The sequence below is a fragment of the Nocardiopsis sp. NPDC050513 genome (genome assembly GCF_044457925.1).
Taxonomy (GTDB): Bacteria; Actinomycetota; Actinomycetes; order Streptosporangiales; family Streptosporangiaceae; genus Nocardiopsis.
Genome location: NZ_JBITHK010000002.1, coordinates 261041 through 278585, shown reverse-complemented (window position 1 = coordinate 278585; position 17545 = coordinate 261041). Strand labels below are relative to the sequence as shown.

Below are 17545 nucleotides of genomic sequence, written 5' to 3'. Positions count from 1 at the left end.
TTAGCCTGGGACGGTGAGCCAGAGTCGTACCTACCAAGTGCGGACCTACGGCTGCCAGATGAACGTCCACGACTCCGAGCGCCTGTCCGGTCTGCTGGAGGACGCTGGGTACGCGCGCGCAGCCGAGGACACCACCGCAGACATCGTCGTCTTCAACACCTGTGCGGTCCGCGAGAACGCCGACAACCGCCTGTACGGCAACCTCGGGCACCTGCGTCCGGTCAAGGACGCCAACCCGGGCATGCAGATCGCGGTCGGCGGCTGCCTGGCGCAGAAGGACCGCGGTGAGATCGTGCGCCGCGCCCCGTGGGTGGACGTGGTGTTCGGCACCCACAACATCGGATCCCTGCCCGCTCTGTTGGAGCGCGCCCGCGTCCAGCGCGAGGCGCAGGTGGAGATCGCGGAGTCCCTGGAGCACTTCCCCTCCACCCTGCCCAGCCGCCGCGAGTCGGCGTACGCCGCGTGGGTGTCGATCTCCGTCGGCTGCAACAACACGTGCACCTTCTGCATCGTGCCCGCGCTGCGCGGCAAGGAGCAGGACCGGCGTCCAGGCGACATCCTGGCCGAGGTGCGCGCCCTGGTGGACGAGGGCGTCAGCGAGATCACCCTGCTCGGGCAGAACGTCAACGCCTACGGGAGCGGGTTCGGCGACCGCGAGGCCTTCTCGAAGCTGCTGCGCGCCTGCGGTGGGGTCGAGGGGTTGGAGCGGGTCCGCTTCACCTCCCCGCACCCGCGCGACTTCACCGACGACGTCATCGAGGCGATGGCCGAGACCCCCAACGTCATGCCGCAGCTGCACATGCCGTTGCAGTCCGGGTCGAGCAAGGTGCTCAAGGACATGCGCCGGTCCTACCGTCAGGAGCGGTTCCTGGGCATCGTGGAGAAGGTGCGCGCCGCGATGCCGCACGCCGCGATCACCACCGACATCATCGTGGGCTTCCCCGGCGAGACCGAGGAGGACTTCGCCGAGACGTTGCACGTGGTGCGCGAGGCGCGGTTCGCGATGGCGTACACCTTCCAGTACTCCAAACGGCCCGGGACACCGGCGGCGACGATGGACGGCCAGGTGCCGCCCGAGGTGGTCAAGGACCGCTACCAGCGCCTGGTGGAGCTCCAGGACTCCATCTCGTGGGAGGAGAACCAGAAGCTGGTGGGCCGCGAGGTCGAGCTGCTGGTCTCCGAGGGCGAGGGCCGTAAGGACGGCGAGCACCGCCGTCTGTCGGGGCGGGCGCCCGACAACCGGCTCGTGCACTTCGCCGTGGGCGGGGGCGAGGAGCCGCGCCCCGGCGACACGGTGACCGTGGAGGTCACCTATGCCGCGCCGCACCACCTGGTGGCCGACTCCGGTGTCCGGAACCTGCGCCGCACGCGCGCCGGGGACGCCTGGGCCGCGCGGAACGGCCGACCGGCCGAGGACCCGGGCCCCGGCGTCCTGCTGGGCATGCCGAAGGTCGGCGTTCCGGCGGCCGAGCCCGCCGCCCCCGCAGGCGGGTGCTGCGACGTCTGACCGGACGCGTGTCGCCCGCGGCCCCCGGCACGGCGCCGGGGGCCGCGGCCGTGTCAGTCGCGGGTGAGGCGGACGTACAGGTCCTTGAACCGCATCGCACCGGGCGAGGGCACCCGCTCGGGCTCGCGCCCGGGCGCGAGGTCCAGGTCCGGCCAGGCCTTGAGCAGCGACCCGAAGGCCACCTGTCCCTCCTGCCGGGCCAGGGCCGCGCCCAGGCAGTAGTGGATGCCGTGGCCGAAGCCCACGTGCGCCTCGCCGGGCTTGCCGCGGTGGCGGGTGACGTCGAAGCGGTGCGGGTCCGGGTACACGTTCGGGTCGCGGTTGGCGCCCGCGAGGAGGGCCACCGCGCGGTCCCCGGCGGCCAGCCGACCGCTCTTGAGCCGGACGTCCTCCGCCGCGTACCGGACCTGGGTGAGGAGCGCGACGCCGCACCAGCGCAGCATCTCGTGGACGGCGGCGGGCAGGAGTTCGGGGTCGGACCGCAGCAGGTCCCACTGGTCGCGGTGTGTGAGCAGCGCGTGCGTGCCGTTGGTGAGCAGGTGGGCGGTGGTCTCGTGCCCGGCGATGACGAGCGTGAAGACCAGGGTGATCAGTTCGGCCTCGCTGAGGCTGCCGCCGTCCTCGTCCTGTTCCCTGATCAGCGCGTCGAGCAGGGTGTCCTGGGGGTGGGCGCGGCGCCGCGCGATCATCGCCTTGATGTGGTCGATCATCGCGCCCAGCACGGTGTTCATCCGTTCGGGCCTGGTGGGGTCGAACTCCTGGAGGGTGCGGCTCCACTCCCGCCACGCGGGCCGGTCCTCCTCGGGCACGCCGACCAGGTCGCAGATCACCGTGATCGGCAGCGGGTAGGCGAAGTGTTCGAGGAGGTCGACGGCCCCGTCCTCCTCCGCGTGGTCCGGCAGGCGGGCCAGGAGGTCGTCGGTGATCCGCTGGACCTTGGGGCGGAGCTCGTTGACCCGGCGTACCGTGAAGGCGCGCGACACGAGCTTGCGCAGCCGCGTGTGGTCGGAGCCGTCCATCTGGAGCAGGCTCTCGCTCACGTAGGCGGCCAGGTCCGGGGTGATGCCCATGGTCTCGAGGAGTTCGGATTTGCTGCGGGTGGTCGCGCCCGCGCCCACGTTGGCGGGGTCGACGACGAACCGGCGGTCGCTCAGGATCGTGCGCACGTCCTCGTCGTCGGCGAAGAGGACGACCTCGAAGCCGTCGGCGAACAGGGCCGGAGCGGACCCGCCCGCCTCGGCGACCCGGTCGACCAGGGACCGGGGGTCGGAGGTCCAGGCCGGGTCCAGGAGGTTGATCACGTCGTGGGCGGCGGATGGTGTGGCCGTCATGGGCACTCCAGTGTCAGGTGTCGCGAGTGGCGTGCGTGTAGCGGTCGACCTCGGCCCGGAAGTCGCGCGCGAGGTCCTCGAACAGGGCGGTGACCTTCGGCCAGGCGACGTGCAGGGTGTCGTCGGCGTCGGACTCGCCCAGGGTGGAGCGGATGGCGTCGGCCAGGACGTCGGCGTGGTGGTCGACGGTCGTCGGCGCGGAGGCGGACTGGTCGCCCAGGAGCGGTTCGGCGACGAGGAAGCCGGTCAGGATCGAGGAGTAGGCGTACATCTGGTCGGCGCGGGACCGGTCCGTGCGGACCAGGCGGTGGTCGCGGAGGACGTCGAAGTAGCCCTCCGCGGTGGCGCGCCGCCGCTCGACGAGCTCCGTGCTGTGCTCTGCGGCGGCCCGTGCGAGGGTGCCCAGGGTCTCGGTCCGGCCCTTCATCACCGTGGCGATGATCGGTGACTCGTGCAGCGCCAGGGCGGTGGTGCGGGCGAGGGTGCTGGGCCAGATCCCCTCCGGTCCGTGGCGCAGGACCTGCAGCGTGCGCTCGACCATGGCGGTCTGGGCGCGGAGCAGGACCACCAGGAACAGCACCTCCTTGGTGGGGAAGTGCAGGTAGACGGTGCCCTTGCCGATGCCGGCCCGGCGGGCGACGTCCTCGATGGTGATCTTGGGATAGCCCCAGGAGACGAGCAGGTCGCCCGCCGCGTCGAGGATGCGTTCGGCTCGGGCCAGGCGGTTGGCGGCCTTGGACGTCGACGGGGTGGGGGAGGGCACGGCGTACTCCTGCTCATCGGGGTCACGGTGGTGGTTCGCGGATACCAGTGTGGTCGCAACGACCATAGCCATGCCTCCCCTCGGGTCCTGACTTCGTGACCAGATTTCGAATCCGGTCACGAAGTCAAAGCTAGGCGAGGACGGCGCCCCTGGCAAGCGTCCAGGTGGCGGGTCGGATCGGCTGGACCGCCTGGGGCGAAGGCGATCCGACCGGGTCAGCCGTCGGCGGGGCGGTGGGCGTGGGGGACGAGGGTGGCCACGTCGACGAGCGTCTCTCCCGGCTCCTCGCTCGGTCCGGTCATCGCGGTCTCGACGTGGGCGAGCGCGCGCTCGACGAGATCGGGGGAGTCGTGGGGGAGCCACCGCACGCGGGGGTCGCGGCGGAACCACGACTCCTGCCGGCGGGCGAACCGGCGGGTGGCGCGGGCGGTGCTCTCCCGGGCCTCCTCCTCGGTCAGGTCTCCGTCGAGCTGACCGAGCGCCTGGGCGTAGCCGAGCGCGCGCGAGGCCGTCCGGCCCTCCCGCAGTCCCCGGGCGTCCAGGCGGCGGACCTCGTCCAGCAGCCCGCGCTCCCACATGCGATCCACGCGCGCGTCGATCCGGGCGTCCAGTTCCCCGCGCGGGGCGAGCAGCCCGACCTGTGCGCACGGGTAGTAGGAGGTGTGGTCGGGCAGGGTGGCGGTGAAGGGGCGGCCGGTGAGCTCGACGACCTCCAGGGCGCGCACGATCCTGCGCCCGTTGCCGGGCAGGATGCCGCGGGCCGCCTCAGGGTCGATCTCGGCCAGCCGGGCGTGCAGGACGCCGGGGCCGACCTCGGTCAGCTCGGCCTCCAGGCGGGCGCGCACCGCGGGGTCGGTGCCGGGGAACTCCAGGTGGTCCAGGACCGCGCGCACGTACAGCCCCGAGCCGCCGACCAGGACGGGCAGGACCCCGCGTTCGGCGCACTCCTCCACCCGGTCGCGGGCCATCTCCTGGTAGCTGGCCACGTCGGCGGGCTCGGTCACCTCCCACACGTCCAGGAGGTGGTGGGGGACGCCGCGCATCTCCTCGCGGGTGACCTTCGCCGTGCCGATGTCCATGCCCCGGTACAGCTGCATGGAGTCCGCGTTGACGACCTCGCCGCGCAGTCCCGTGCGTTCCTCCAGCCGGAGGGCCAGTTCGACGGCGAGGTCCGACTTGCCCACAGCGGTCGGGCCGACGACCGCGATCACCTTGATCATGCCCCCAGCCTAGGGGGCCCCGGGCACCGGCGCCGCTGACCCGGCGGCACCCCCCGCCGGGCGTGCGCGGCCGGACAGGAACCGCGCCAGCGCATAGCAATAATCACGCCGTTATGGAATACCTGCTTCTCCGGGGCGCACAAAGGAAGAAGACATGCCACCCGGTCCCACGCATGATTGGTCTGTGTTCCCTGCTGTACGGGTCATTTTCTGAAAACGTCTGCGGGTAGGTATGGAAAACACCAGAATTGCTGTTGTGGGAATCGGACTCTGTTATCCGGACGCGAATTCTCCGGTAGATCTGTGGGACAACGTCTTGGCTGGCAGGAGGGCTTTCCGGCGCCTGCCCGACGAGCGGATGAACCTGGACGACTACTGGTCGAAGGATCCGGCGGCGGAGGACCGGTTCTACTCGGAAAAGGCCGCAGTGCTTCGCGGATTCACGTTCGACAGGGCTCGCTACCGGGTGTCCGGGAGTTCCTTCAGGTCCACGGACATGACGCACTGGCTCGCTCTCGAAACGATGTCCCGCGCCCTGGAGGACGCCGGTTTCCCCGAGGCCGAGGGGCTTCCGCGCAGATCCACGGGAGTGGTCATCGGAAACAGCCTGACCGGTGAGTTCTCGCGCGCGAACACCCTGCGACTGCGCTGGCCCTATGTACGGCGGACGGTGGCCTCCGCGCTGTTGGACCACGGATGGGCGGAGGCGGAGACGGACGCCTTCCTGGCCGACCTCGAGAAGTCCTACAAGGCGCCCTTCCCCCGCATCGACGAGGACACGCTCGCCGGAGGACTCTCCAACACCATCGCGGGCCGGGTCTGCAACCACTTCGACCTGGGCGGCGGCGGGTACACGGTCGACGGCGCCTGCTCGTCCTCCCTGCTGTCGGTCGTCAGCGCCGCCAACGCCCTGGCCTCGGGTGATCTGGACGCCGCCCTCGCGGGTGGAGTCGACCTGTCCATCGACCCCTTCGAGGTGATCGGCTTCGCCAAGACCGGGGCGCTCGCCACCGGGGAGATGAAGGTCTACGACAAGGACTCCAACGGCTTCTGGCCGGGGGAGGGCTCCGGGGCGCTCGTGCTCATGCGTGAGGAGGACGCCCGCGCTCAGGGCAAGCGCGTCTACGCCGTCATCACGGGCTGGGCGGTCTCGTCCGACGGCAGCGGCGGCATCACCCGGCCGGAGGAGAGCGGTCACCGCCGCGCCCTGGAACGCGCCTACGAACGCGCCGGGTACGGGATCGAGACGATCGGCTACTTCGAGGGGCACGGCACCGGCACCGCCCTGGGCGACGCGACCGAGTTGGCCGCGCTGGGCGGGAGCCGGGCGGCGGCCGATCCCTCCGCGCCGCCGGCGGCGCTCAGCTCGATCAAGGCCAACATCGGCCACACCAAGGCCGCGGCGGGTGTCGCGGGCCTGATCAAGGCGATCCTCTCCGTCCACCACCGGGTCATTCCGCCGGCCACCGGCCACCACGACCCCCACCCGCGCCTGGAGGAGGAGGCGGCGCCGCTGCGCGTCCCGGACCGGGCGCTGCCCTGGCCCGAGGACCGACCCGTACGCGCCGGCGTGTCGGCGATGGGCTTCGGCGGGGTCAACACCCACGTCACCGTGGAGTCGGCGGCCGGCCGCCAGGGGGCGGGCGTCACGGCCCGGGTCCGCGAGCTGGTGTCCGGGCGCCAGGACGCCGAGATGCTGGTCGTGGACGGCGGTGACCTCTCCGAGGTACGGGACCGCCTGGCGGAGCTCGCGGACCTCCTGACCAAGCTCTCCTACGCCGAACTGACCGATCTGGCGGGAGCGCTCGCCGCCGAGGCGGGCGGGGGCGCCGCCCGCGCCGCGGTCGTCGCCTCCTCCCCGGAGGCCGCCGCGCACGCGGCACGTGCGCTCGTCGAACGGATCGACGCGGGTGACGACGAGGTCATCGCCCCCGCCCGGGGCATGTTCCTCGCGCACCGCACCGCACCCCCCGTCGTCCGCTACCTCTTCCCCGGCCAGGGGTCGGGGAGCGGACGCGTCGGGGCGTTCCGGCGCCGCTTCGCCAGGGCCGAGGAGGTCCTGGCGTCGGCCGGGCTGACGGAGGGCGGGGACCAGGTGGCCACCCAGGTCGCCCAGCCGCGCATCGTGGCCGGTTCCCTGGCCGCCCTCGCCGTCCTGGAGGACGTGGGCGTCCGGGCCGACGGAGCCGTCGGGCACAGCCTCGGCGAACTGACCGCGCTGCACTGGGCGGGCGCCCTGGACGCCACCGCGCTCGTCGGCCTCGCGGCCGCCCGGGGCCGCGCCATGGCGGAGACGGGGCGCGGCGACGGCGCCATGGCCGGACTGTCGGCCCCGCCGGAGCGGGTGGAGGCCCTGCTCGAGGGCGAGACGGACGTGGTCGTTGCGGGTTACAACGGGCCCCGGCAGACAGTGGTCTCCGGGGCGTCCGACGCCGTGGAGAGGGTCCGCGAGCGGGCCCGGGCCCTCGGGATCACCTCCACGCGCGTGAACGTCTCACACGCCTTCCACTCCCCGTTCGTCGCGCCGGCCGCCGAGGTGCTGGACCGCGAGCTCGCAGAGACCGGCTTCGGGCCGCTGTCCCCGGGGGTGGTGTCCACGGTGACCGGCTCGGACCTCGGCGCCGACACCGATCCGCGCCGGCTCCTCCGGGAGCAGGTCGTGCTCCCTGTGCGCTTCCACGAGGCCGTCACACGGTTGGCCCAGGGGGCGGACCTGCTCATCGAGGCGGGGCCGGGGCGCGTCCTCACCAGCCTGGCGGGCGCGGCCGTCCCGGACGTCCCCGCCGTCTCCATGGACACCGACTCGGACTCGCTGAAGCCCTTCCTCGGCGCGGTGGCCGCGGCCTACGCCCTCGGCGCCCCCGTCGACGTGCGCGCTCTCTTCTCCGGGCGGCTCGTGCGCGAACTCCCGGAGGAGTTCGAGTTCCTGGCCAGCCCGTGCGAGACCGCCCCCAGCACCGGGGTCGGACGCACGGACGGCGCGACGGCCGTGTCCGCCGAGACGGCCGGAGCGGACGCCGCGGCGCGGGACGCGGACACCCTGGGGCTCCTGCGCACGCTCGTGGCCGAGCGGGTCGAACTCCCCGAGTCCATGGTGGGCGACGACACGCGGCCCCTGGACGACCTCCACCTGAGCTCCATCACGGTCGGGCAGATCGTCAACGAGGTCACCCAGCGCCTGGGCATGCCTCCGATGGGGGCGACCTCGGGGTACGCCACGTCGAGTCTGCGCGAGCTGGCCGAGACCATCGACGCGTTGGCCCAGACCGACGACGGCAGGGCCTCGGCGGGACAGGCGCCGGGCGCGGCCCCTTGGGTCCGCGCCTTCGAGGTCGTCGGCGTCGGCGCGCCCGTGCCCGCGGGCGGGGCGTCCGAACCGGCCGACGCGGACGACACGGGATGGAGCGTGTACGCGTCCGCCGGCCACCCCCTCGCCGAGCCGTTGCGCGAGGCGCTCTCCGGGGCGGGCGGAGGCGTCCTGCTGTGTCTGCCCGCCGAGGGCGGGGAACACCTCGTGGGCACGTTCCTCGACGCCGCCCGCTCGGTCCTGGCGACGGGGGAGCGGACGCGGTTCGTCGTGGTCCAGGGTCGACGCGGCGCGTCAGGGGTGGCTCGGACCCTGCACCAGGAGCTGCCGGGTGTGACCACCACCGTCGTCACCCTCCACGACCCCGCCCCCGAGGCCCCCGAGGCGCGGGAGGACGCGGTGCGCCGGGTGGTCGCCGAGGTCGCCGCCACTCCCGCCTCGGCGTACGCGGAGTCCCACCACGACGCCGAGGGCCGCCGCACCGTTCCGGTCCTGCGTGCCGTGCTCCCCGCGGAGGCGTCGGAGGGCGGCGCCCCGCTCGGTCCGGACGACGTGCTCCTGGTCACCGGCGGGGGCAAGGGCATCACCGCCGAGTGCGCCCTGTCCCTGGCCACCGAGTACGGGGTCCGACTCGCCCTCCTGGGCCGCGCGGCCCAGGAGGAGGACGCCGAGCTGGCCGCCAACCTGGAGCGCATGGCCGCGGCGGGGGTCCGCCACGCCTACGCCCGCGCCGACGTCACCCGGCGGGAGGAGGTCCGGAGCGCGGTGCGGTCCCTCCAGGAGGACCTGGGACCCGTGACCGCGGTTCTGCACGGGGCCGGGCGCAACGAGCCCACCGCCCTGGGCGGCCTCACCGAGCCGGCCTTCCGGCGCACCCTCGCGCCCAAGACCGACGGGCTCGCGGCCGTCCTGGACACCGTGGACCCGGAGCGCCTGCGGCTGCTCGTCACGTTCGGCAGCATCATCGGCCGGGCCGGGCTGCGCGGTGAGGCGCACTACTCCACCGCCAACGACTGGCTCACCGAGATGACGGTCGAGTACGGGCGGAAGCACCCCCGCACGCGGGTCCTGGCCCTGGAGTGGTCGGTGTGGTCCGGCGCGGGGATGGGCGAGCGCCTCGGCGTGGTCGAGGCCCTGATGCGGGACGGCATCACACCCGTGTCCGCGGAGGAGGGGATCTCCGTCCTCCACCAGGTGCTGGCCGACTCCTCGGCGGGCCCGGTCCTGGTCGTCAGCGGTCGCACCGGCGGGTTGCCGACACTGGCGAACGAGGAACGCGAACTGCCCCTCGGCCGCTTCGTGGACCGGGTCCTGGTGCACTACCCCGGGGTCGAGCTGGTCACCGAGGCCGAGCTGTCCTCGGCGGACGACCCCTACCTGGACGATCACCTGCTCGACGGCGACATGCTCTTCCCGGCCGTGATCGGCATGGAGGCGATGACCCAGGTGGCCGCCGCCGTGAGCGGGCACGAGGGTCCGCCCGTGATGGAGGGGGCGCGGTTCCTGCGTCCCGTCGCGGTGCGGCCCGGCGGGAGCACCACGGTGCGGGTGGCCGCCCTGGTGCGCGACGCCCGGACGGTGGAGGTCGTCATCCGCAGCGAGGAGACGGGCTACGACGCCGACCACTTCCGCGCGCTCCTGCGCTGGCCGCGACCTGAGCAGGTGGAGGAGGGGTTCCCGTCTGCGGACGCGGCGCCGGTGCTGCCCCGGGTCCCGATCGACCCCGACGAGATGTACGGGGGCGTGCTCTTCCAGGGCAAGAGGTTCCAGCGGCTGCTCTCCTACCGCCGGGTGAGCGCTCGCCACGTGGTCGCGGAACTGTCGACGGCCGCCCCGGGCGGCTGGTTCGGGTCGTTCCTGCCCCAGGAGCGCCTCCTGGCCGACCCGGGCGTGCGCGACGCCGCCATGCACGTCCTCCAGGCGTGCGTCCCCGACGGCACCCTCCTGCCCGAGGGCGTGGACAGGATCGTCCTGTCCCGGCCGCGGGACCAGGAGTCCGACCGCGTGCTCCTGGAGGCCCGGGAGCGGTTGCAGGACGGCGACTCCTACGTCTACGACGTGGACGTACGGGATCCCCTCGGGGCCGTGGTCGAGCGGTGGGAGGGCCTGCGGCTGCGGGCGGTGCGCAGGAGCGGCGGGGCCGGGCCGTGGGTGCCCGCACTGCTCGGTTCCCACCTGGAGCGGGAGTTGGAACGCGTGCTCGGCGGCTCCAGGGCCGTGGTCGTCGATCCCGACCCCGAACCCCGTCCCGGCGAGGGGCCCGGGGACCGCGGGGACAGGACCGAACTGGCGGTCGGCAGGGCGCTGAACCGGCCGGTGAGGGTGCGCCGCCGGCCGGACGGCCGGCCCGAGGTCGAGGGTGCGGCGGTGTCCGCCTCCCACGGCGCCGGGGTCACCCTGGCGGTCGTGGGGCAGGAGCGTCTGGCCTGCGACGTGGAGACCGTTCTGGACCGTTCCGACCGGGAGTGGGACGGGCTGCTCGGCCGGGACGCCGCGTCGGTGCGGCACCTGGTCGCGCAGGAGGCGGACGAGTCCGTCCACGTCGCGGCGACCCGGGTGTGGGGCGCCCTGGAGTGCCTGCGCAAGGCGGGCGGCACCGGGAACGCCCTGACGCTGGACCGGGTCCTGGAACACGGGTGGGTGGTGCTCGCCGCCGGCGGCCTGCGGATCGCCACCTGGGCGACCACCCTGAACGGCGACCCCGCACCGGTGGTCTTCGCCGTCCTGGCCGGAGAGGAGAGCTGATGTCCGACTACTACGAGATCCGCCACACGGTCGGTTTCGAGGAGACCAACCTCGTGGGCAACGTCTACTACGTCAACTACCTGAGATGGCAGGGGCGCTGCCGGGAGATGTTCCTCAAGGAGCGTGCGCCCGGTGTCCTGGCGGACCTGCGCGGTGACCTGAAGCTGTTCACGCTCCGGGTGGACTGCGAGTTCTTCGCCGAGATCACCGCCTTCGACGAGCTGTCCGTCCGGATGAGGCTGGGGGAGCTGACCCAGACCCAGGTGGCGTTCTCCTTCGACTACGTCCGGGTGGACGAGGAGACGGAGACGCTGGTGGCCCGCGGATCCCAGAGGATCGCCTGCATGAGGGGGCCGAACACGGCGACCGTGCCCACCCGCGTTCCGGGGGAGCTGCGCACCGCGCTGGCCCCCTACGCCTCGGACGGCACCGGTCTGACGGCCGGTCGCGGCTCCGAGCGAGGGGCGGTGGCCTGACGTGGTGGACCTGCGCCGGGTGATGTCCGCGTTCGCCACCGGGGTCACGGTGATCTCGGTCGGCGGCGACACCCCCCACGGTATGACGGCCAACGCCTTCAGCTCGGTCTCCCTCGATCCTCCGCTGGTCCTGTGCTGTGTCTCCGGTACGGCCCGGATGCACAAGGCGGTCGTGTCCGAGGGGCACTTCGCGGTGTCGGTGCTGTGCGCCGAGCAGGAGGACACCGCCCGGTACTTCGCCGACCGGGCGCGGCCGGAGGGCTTGGACCAGTTCGCCGCCGTGGAGTGGTTCCCCGGACCGGGCACCGGCGCGCCCCTGATCGCCGACGCGTTGGCCTGGCTGGAGTGCGACGTGACGGAGGAGATCGTGGCGGGCGACCACTCGGTGTTCGTCGGCCGTGTCCTCCACGCGGTCACGGGGCCGGAACGGTCGGCGCTGCTGTTCCACGGGGGCGCCTTCAAGGGCCTGGGCGGCGCCCTCTCGGCGGACGGAGCCGTTGGCCGGACGGGGTCGGGATGAGCGCCCCCGCGGTCGGGCACGCCGGCTAGTCCTCGGACGGGGACGGCAGCAGCCCGGAGGACGCCGCGATCGATCCGCGCGCGTCCTCCGGGGAGTCGCCGCACCCCACCATCAGGGAGACGAGTTGGTCCTCGAAGCAGCGGGCGGCGTCGTAGGGAGGAATGAGGTAGGAGCCGAGGTGCAGGGCGGTGAGGCCGTGCATCGCGATCCAGAGCCGGTGGGCGACCAGTTCCGGGTCGGCGGGGTCGAACCGGCCGGACGCGATGCAGCGGTCGACGCACGCGGTCACGTGGCGGAGCGTGTACCGCCCGTACTGCCGGTCCTCCTCCGAGAGACTGAAGCCCGCGAGCGAGCAGCCGCCGAACATGACCGGATACAGGTGCGGATTCCTGGAGGCGTTGTCGAGGAAGGCGCGGCCCAGGAGGCCGAGGTCGCGGACGGGGTCGTCGGTGGCACGGACCCGGGAGAGGCTGTCCTCCAGGCGGGCGAAGCCCTCGCGGACCATCGCGTGCACCAGTCCGCCGATGCCGGAGAAGTGGGTGTAGACGGCCATGGTGGAGCTGCCGGACTCGCGGGCGATCCGGCGGGTGGACAGAGCTTGGGGCCCCTCCAGGGAGAGAAGCCGGGCGGCCACGTCGATCAGTGACGTACGCAGTCGTGGGTCTGCCTTACGTGGGCTCATGGAATCAATATCGGTCTTCCAGGCCGAACGCATCTACTCGTGGCCAACCTTTTCCGGTCCCACGCCGGAGTGCGTCCTCGCACACTGATTGTTCGGCTTATATTTCCGACCGGTTCGCTGGAGAAGTCATCACGGGACCGGCCCCCGGCACGAAGTGATAACACCATGATCGGGTGACGTGGAGGCCGGTTTGCCATGAAGAAAGAGATTTTTCCCTGTTCTGGAGAAACTAATCTTTGTTGTCCGGACGTGGTCACAGATGTTGACAGGGCTCATGTGGCCTCTGTGGCGATGTGCCGCCCACCCCGGGACTCTCACTATTCGTGGGCGGGCTGTGACATCAGGTGTCGGCTCATTTTCGGGTTCGACACTTTGTTCGAGTCTGTTTTTAAGTGGTTTCCGCGCCGGTGCCGCAATTCTGAAGATGAGGTGCGGGGGTCGGGATGTGACGATGGACCGGTGCCAGCGTCGAAGGGTGAGGGTGTGGTGGCGTTATGGAGGCAGCGGAGTGTCCGCCCGGTCAGAAGAAAATCACGGAGCGTGACCGTCGCGTTTCTTGATCTTCCGTGAGTGTTCCACGGCCTGGGCCGGTCGAATGCGATTTTTCTGCCGGCAGGGTCGGATTCGATGGTTGCGGTTTTTACTGTCCGACGGCGCATGCTCATTTCGGCTGCCCCCATCCAGTTCATATCTTTTCTGTTCCCTGATGTTGGACGGCTGATCTCGAGTTGGGAGATAGCAGTGGAGAGATCTGTACGCCAGGCTGTCGCATTCATTCGTAGTCGTTATTACGAGCCCATCACCCTCAGCGATGTGGCGGCTGAGGTCTTCGTGAGCCCCTACCACTTCTCCAGGATCTTCTCGCGCGCCGTCGGCCTCACACCGGGCCGCTACCTCACGGCCGTCCGCCTGTTCGCGGCCAAGCGCATGCTCCTGACCACGGACCTGACCGTCTCCGACATCGTGTGCAGCGTCGGGTACAACAGCGTGGGCACGTTCACCAGTCGGTTCACCCGGGCGGTCGGCATGTCGCCGACCCAGTACCGGGACCCCGCCGTCGCCCGGCTGACGGTCGCCGCCTCGGACGACTTCGCCCGACTGCCCGATCTCGGGGACATGATCGAGGCCAGCCGCGACAGGCGGGTCCGGTCGGAGGCCGCCGGCGTGCTGGAGGGATCGCTCGACATCCCCACGACCGTCGGCGGGGTCGACGCCCTCGTGGGGGTGTTCGACGACGCGGCGCCCCAGGGCGCGCCCGTCGCCTTCGAGGCGTTCACCGCGCACGGACGGACCGAGTTCGAGGTGACCGGGGTGCCGAACGGGTCCTACCACGTCATCGCCGTGGCCATGCCCTACGGGGGCAGGGCGGACGCCGCGCGAGCGCTGACGGCGGGGACCCGAGCGCGCGTCACGATCGCCTCCGGGCTGAACACGTACGTGTCCCTGGTGATGGACCTGGCGGAGGAGACGGCCCCGCCGATCGCCGTGACGCTGGCCGACGCCTCGGCGGCGGGCACGGACTTCCGGCGGACCGGTGACCGCGGCCTCCAGCCGACGGTGGCCTGAGCCATGGCGGGCCGTATCCTGCGCGCGATGTCCCGCGCACTGCTGGCACCGCCCCTGGCCGACGTCGGCTTCGCGCGTCGGGGCTTCCCCGGTCGCGGCGCGCCGGCGGCCCGGCGCCTGGAGGCGATCCCCGAATCCGTCGTCTGCGGGTTCGAGTGGGGCATGGAGGCGCGTCGGCTGTGGGAGGTCGAACACCGCCTGGAGACGGTGGACGCCGCCCTGCGGGGATTCGCCTACGAGGGCGCGACCATGGCCTTCACCGTACTCGACGCCCTCCCCCTCGGCCGGTCGGGGCGTACCCGCGAACTCATGGACGGACCGGCCAGGCCGCACACGTTCCTCGCCTACATCGGGATCGGGTTCGCCATGGCCCGGCTGCCCCGAGGCCTGTGGAAGGGGGTCCTGCCCGAGCTCTCGGACAACCCCTACCACCCCACGATGAGCTGGCTGGCCGTGGACGGCTACGGGTTCGACCTGGCCTACTTCGACACACCGCGCTGGGTCGGGCGCAGGGAGACACCGCGCCCCTACCCCTGGCTCGGCTCCCCCGACTACTTCCACCGCGCCTTCGACCAGGGGGTCGGCCGGGCGCTGTGGTTCATCCACGGAGCGCGCCCCGCGGCGGTCACCGACGCCGTCCGCGCCTTCCCCGAGGAGCGCCGGGCCGACCTGTGGAGCGGTGTCGGACTCGCCGCGGCCTTCGCGGGAGGAGCCGAGCCCGAGGAACTGAAGGCACTCCTGCGCGACGCCGGGTCGGCCGCGCCCCACGTCGCGCAGGGAGCCGTCTTCGCCGCCAAGGCCCGGGTGTTCTCGCGGTGCGTCCCCGAGCACACCGAGGCCGTGGTCCGGACGCTCGCCGGCACGGACTCCGCGGGGGCGGCCGCCCTGGCCGACGACCACGCGGTCGAGCCGGGAGCCCGCGGCGGCGTACCCGCGTACGAGGTCTGGCGCGCCGGAATTCGGAGGCATTTTCGCTGAGCGAAGTCCGGTGTCGGGCAATCGCGAAGTAGACCCCGAACTTCCGCACCGGAAGCATGGAAAAGTGAACGACGATATGCGGAACTCGTAGGTCGGGAGGACGAAATGGCCAGTGTGTTCGGCGTGCTCAGACGCCGGATCATCACTCCGAGCCCATCCGAGGTCACCGTGGAGACCCGTGGATTCCACGACAAGAATCCCGCCGGCCGCGAAGTTCTGGAGACGGTGGGGAAATCCTTTCTCACCGGGCTCGGCGACGCGTTGGAGACGGGATCTGCGGAACGCACCGACCGCCGCCTCGACGCGCTGCCGACCCGGTACAAGGGCTTCGCCTACGAGGGCGCCGCGATGGGGCTCGCCCTGGTGGACGCGATGTCGCTGAAGGGCGGCCGGACCGAGCGCTTCCTGGAGGGCCCCGGCGCACCCCATGTCTACATGGCCTACGTCGGCATCGGGTGGGCCATGGCCCGTCTGCCCAGGCCGCTGTGGCCGCGCACCGACCGCCTCGACCCCCTTCTCCGGTGGCTCGTCCACGACGGCTACGGCTTCCACCAGGCCTACTTCCACACCGACGCGCACGTGCGCCGCCGGGTGCGGGACGGACGCGCGGCGCGGTACACCGGAGACGGCGCCTACGCCCTCCGGGCCGCGGACCAAGGCGTGGGCCGGGCCCTGTGGTTCGTGGGAGGGACGGACGTCGACCGCGTCGCCGAACTCGTCGACTCCTTCGCCGAGGGCCGCAGAGCCGACCTCTACGCCGGGGTGGGGCTGGCCGCCACGTACGCGGGCGGCGCGGACGCGGACGAGCTGCGCCGCCTGCGCGGGCACGCCGGGGAACACGCCCCGCACCTCGCCCAGGGGGGTTCCTTCGCCGCCGAGGCCCGGATCCGCGCGGGGCTCGTCGTCCCCCACACCGAGGCCGCCAGCGAGGTCCTGTGCGGCATGGACGCCGAGAAGGCGGCCCGCCTCGCCCGCGACCTGCGCCCCGAGGCGGCGGGCACGGAGGACCCCGACCGCCCCTGGTACGAGGTGTGGCGCTCCCTCCTGGCCGAGGAGTTCGCGCTCCGGGACGGAGGAGGTGCGCACCCGTGACGGCGACGGACCGGCGCCGCCCTCCGCGCACCCCGCCCTCCGCGGTGCCGGGAATGCTGCGCGACCTGCTCACCGACCGGCTCGCCATGATGTCCACGGCGGTCGAACGCCACGGCGACGCCGTGCGCATGAAGGCCGGACCCAAGACCCTCTACCTGTTCAACCACCCCGACCACGCCAAACACGTACTGGCCGAGAACCACGGCAACTACCACAAGGGCATCGGCCAGGTCCACGCCAAGCGGGCCCTCGGCGACGGGCTGCTGACCAGCGAGGGCGAGGTGTGGCGCGGCCAGCGCCGGACGATCCGCCCCGTCTTCCAGCAGCGCAGGGTCGCCGCCCAGGCGGACGCGGTGGCCAAGGAGGCCGTCGCCCTGGTGGACCGGCTGCGGTCGCGGGCGGGGCGCGGTCCCGTCGACATCTCGGAGGAGGCCACCGGGCTGACCCTGGGCGTACTCGGCAGGACCCTCCTCGACACCGACCTGCACGCCTTCGACACCATCGGCGCCGCCTTCGAAGCGGTCCAGGACCAGGCCATGCTCGACATGGTCACGATGAACAAGCTGCCGGTGTGGCTGCCCTTCCGCACGCAGACGAGGTTCCGGCACGCCCGGGCCGAACTCGCACGGATCGTGCACCGGCTCGTCCGGGGGCACACGGCCGGCGACGACGCGGACGACGCGCTCTCCCGCGTGCTCGCGGACGCCGCGGGGGAGCCCGACCCGCGGGTCCGCTCCCGCCGGGTGCGCGACGAGCTGGTCACACTGCTGCTGGCGGGGCACGAGACCACCGCCAGCACCCTGAGCTGGGCGCTCTACCTCGTGGACCGCAACCCCGGTACCGCCGAGCGGCTCAGGGAGGAGGCGCTGCGCGTCCTCGGGAACCGGGCGCCGACCTACGAGGACCTGCACCGGCTGACGTTCGCCACGATGGTCGTGCAGGAGACGATGCGGCTGTATCCGGCCGTGTGGATCCTGCCGCGCGTGGCGCTGGCCGACGACGAGATCGGCGGGTACCACGTGCCCGCCGGATCCGACGTGCTGATCTGCCCGTACACCCTGCACCGGCGCGCCGACTCCTGGACGGACCCCGAGCGGTTCGACCCCGAACGCTTCTCCCCGGACCGCCGTGACGACCGCCACCGCTACTCCTACATCCCCTTCGGAGCCGGACCACGCGTCTGCGTGGGCAGCAACCTGGGGATGATGGAGGCCGTCTTCGTGCTCGCCGTCATCGCGCGCGACCTGCGCCTCACCCTCCCGCCGGGCCACCGGGCCGTCCCCGAGGCGATGCTCTCGCTGCGCGTACGCGGCGGTCTCCCGATGACCGTCCACACGGTCTGAGCCCCCGCACACGCC

12 protein-coding genes are annotated in these 17545 nt (G+C 72.3%); 8 read left to right on the top strand and 4 right to left on the bottom strand.

Annotated features, from left to right (window positions below; genetic code table 11):
* Positions 1 to 37: 37 nt before the first annotated feature.
* On the top strand, positions 38 to 1507 hold the full coding sequence (miaB, locus tag ACIBFB_RS03900) for a tRNA (N6-isopentenyl adenosine(37)-C2)-methylthiotransferase MiaB (protein WP_397226425.1): 1470 nt from the start codon (positions 38 to 40) through the stop codon (positions 1505 to 1507).
* Between the two features lie 53 nt (positions 1508 to 1560).
* Here the strand turns inward: miaB and ACIBFB_RS03895 are convergent, their stop codons facing one another.
* The 3 genes from ACIBFB_RS03895 to miaA form a co-directional block, all read right to left on the bottom strand.
* The gene (locus ACIBFB_RS03895; protein ID WP_397225891.1) at positions 1561 to 2838 is read right to left on the bottom strand and encodes a cytochrome P450; all 1278 of its coding nucleotides are present in this window, start codon (positions 2836 to 2838) and stop codon (positions 1561 to 1563) included.
* Positions 2839 to 2851: 13 nt separating this feature from the next.
* Positions 2852 to 3673, bottom strand: coding sequence for a TetR/AcrR family transcriptional regulator (locus tag ACIBFB_RS03890; RefSeq protein WP_397225889.1), 822 nt, complete (start codon positions 3671 to 3673; stop codon positions 2852 to 2854).
* Between the two features lie 143 nt (positions 3674 to 3816).
* A complete protein-coding gene (gene miaA / locus ACIBFB_RS03885) occupies positions 3817 to 4821 on the bottom strand; it encodes a tRNA (adenosine(37)-N6)-dimethylallyltransferase MiaA (protein ID WP_397225887.1) in 1005 nt (334 codons plus the stop codon).
* A 232-nt stretch (positions 4822 to 5053) separates the two neighbouring features.
* Here miaA and ACIBFB_RS03880 point away from each other — a divergent pair, with 232 nt between their 5' ends.
* From ACIBFB_RS03880 to ACIBFB_RS03870, 3 genes are read left to right on the top strand one after another with little or no spacing between them, the layout of a single operon-like run.
* Complete coding sequence (locus ACIBFB_RS03880; protein ID WP_397225885.1) at positions 5054 to 10873, top strand: type I polyketide synthase; 5820 nt, start codon at positions 5054 to 5056, stop codon at positions 10871 to 10873.
* Positions 10873 to 11349 (top strand): acyl-CoA thioesterase, encoded by a 477-nt coding sequence (locus tag ACIBFB_RS03875; RefSeq protein ID WP_397225883.1) that lies wholly within the window; start codon positions 10873 to 10875, stop codon positions 11347 to 11349. Before ACIBFB_RS03880 ends, ACIBFB_RS03875 begins: the two co-directional genes overlap by 1 nt.
* Position 11350: 1 nt before the next feature.
* Positions 11351 to 11869 (top strand): flavin reductase family protein, encoded by a 519-nt coding sequence (locus ACIBFB_RS03870; protein WP_397225881.1) that lies wholly within the window; start codon positions 11351 to 11353, stop codon positions 11867 to 11869.
* A 25-nt stretch (positions 11870 to 11894) separates the two neighbouring features.
* On the opposite strand, the gene ACIBFB_RS03865 is transcribed toward ACIBFB_RS03870, so the two are convergent.
* Positions 11895 to 12551: a TetR/AcrR family transcriptional regulator gene (locus ACIBFB_RS03865; RefSeq protein WP_397225878.1), complete on the bottom strand. Its 657-nt coding sequence runs from the start codon at positions 12549 to 12551 to the stop codon at positions 11895 to 11897.
* A gap of 741 nt (positions 12552 to 13292) precedes the next feature.
* Between ACIBFB_RS03865 and ACIBFB_RS03860 the strand changes: the two genes are divergently transcribed.
* From ACIBFB_RS03860 to ACIBFB_RS03845, 4 genes are all read left to right on the top strand, one after another.
* Positions 13293 to 14117 (top strand): helix-turn-helix transcriptional regulator, encoded by an 825-nt coding sequence (locus ACIBFB_RS03860; protein ID WP_397225876.1) that lies wholly within the window; start codon positions 13293 to 13295, stop codon positions 14115 to 14117.
* A gap of 27 nt (positions 14118 to 14144) precedes the next feature.
* The gene (locus tag ACIBFB_RS03855; protein WP_397225874.1) at positions 14145 to 15095 is read left to right on the top strand and encodes a DUF1702 family protein; all 951 of its coding nucleotides are present in this window, start codon (positions 14145 to 14147) and stop codon (positions 15093 to 15095) included.
* Positions 15096 to 15200: 105 nt separating this feature from the next.
* The gene (locus ACIBFB_RS03850) at positions 15201 to 16187 is read left to right on the top strand and encodes a DUF1702 family protein (protein WP_397225872.1); all 987 of its coding nucleotides are present in this window, start codon (positions 15201 to 15203) and stop codon (positions 16185 to 16187) included.
* A complete protein-coding gene (locus tag ACIBFB_RS03845; protein WP_397225870.1) occupies positions 16184 to 17530 on the top strand; it encodes a cytochrome P450 in 1347 nt (448 codons plus the stop codon). The genes ACIBFB_RS03850 and ACIBFB_RS03845 overlap by 4 nt, the downstream gene beginning before the upstream one ends.
* Positions 17531 to 17545 lie beyond the last annotated feature (15 nt).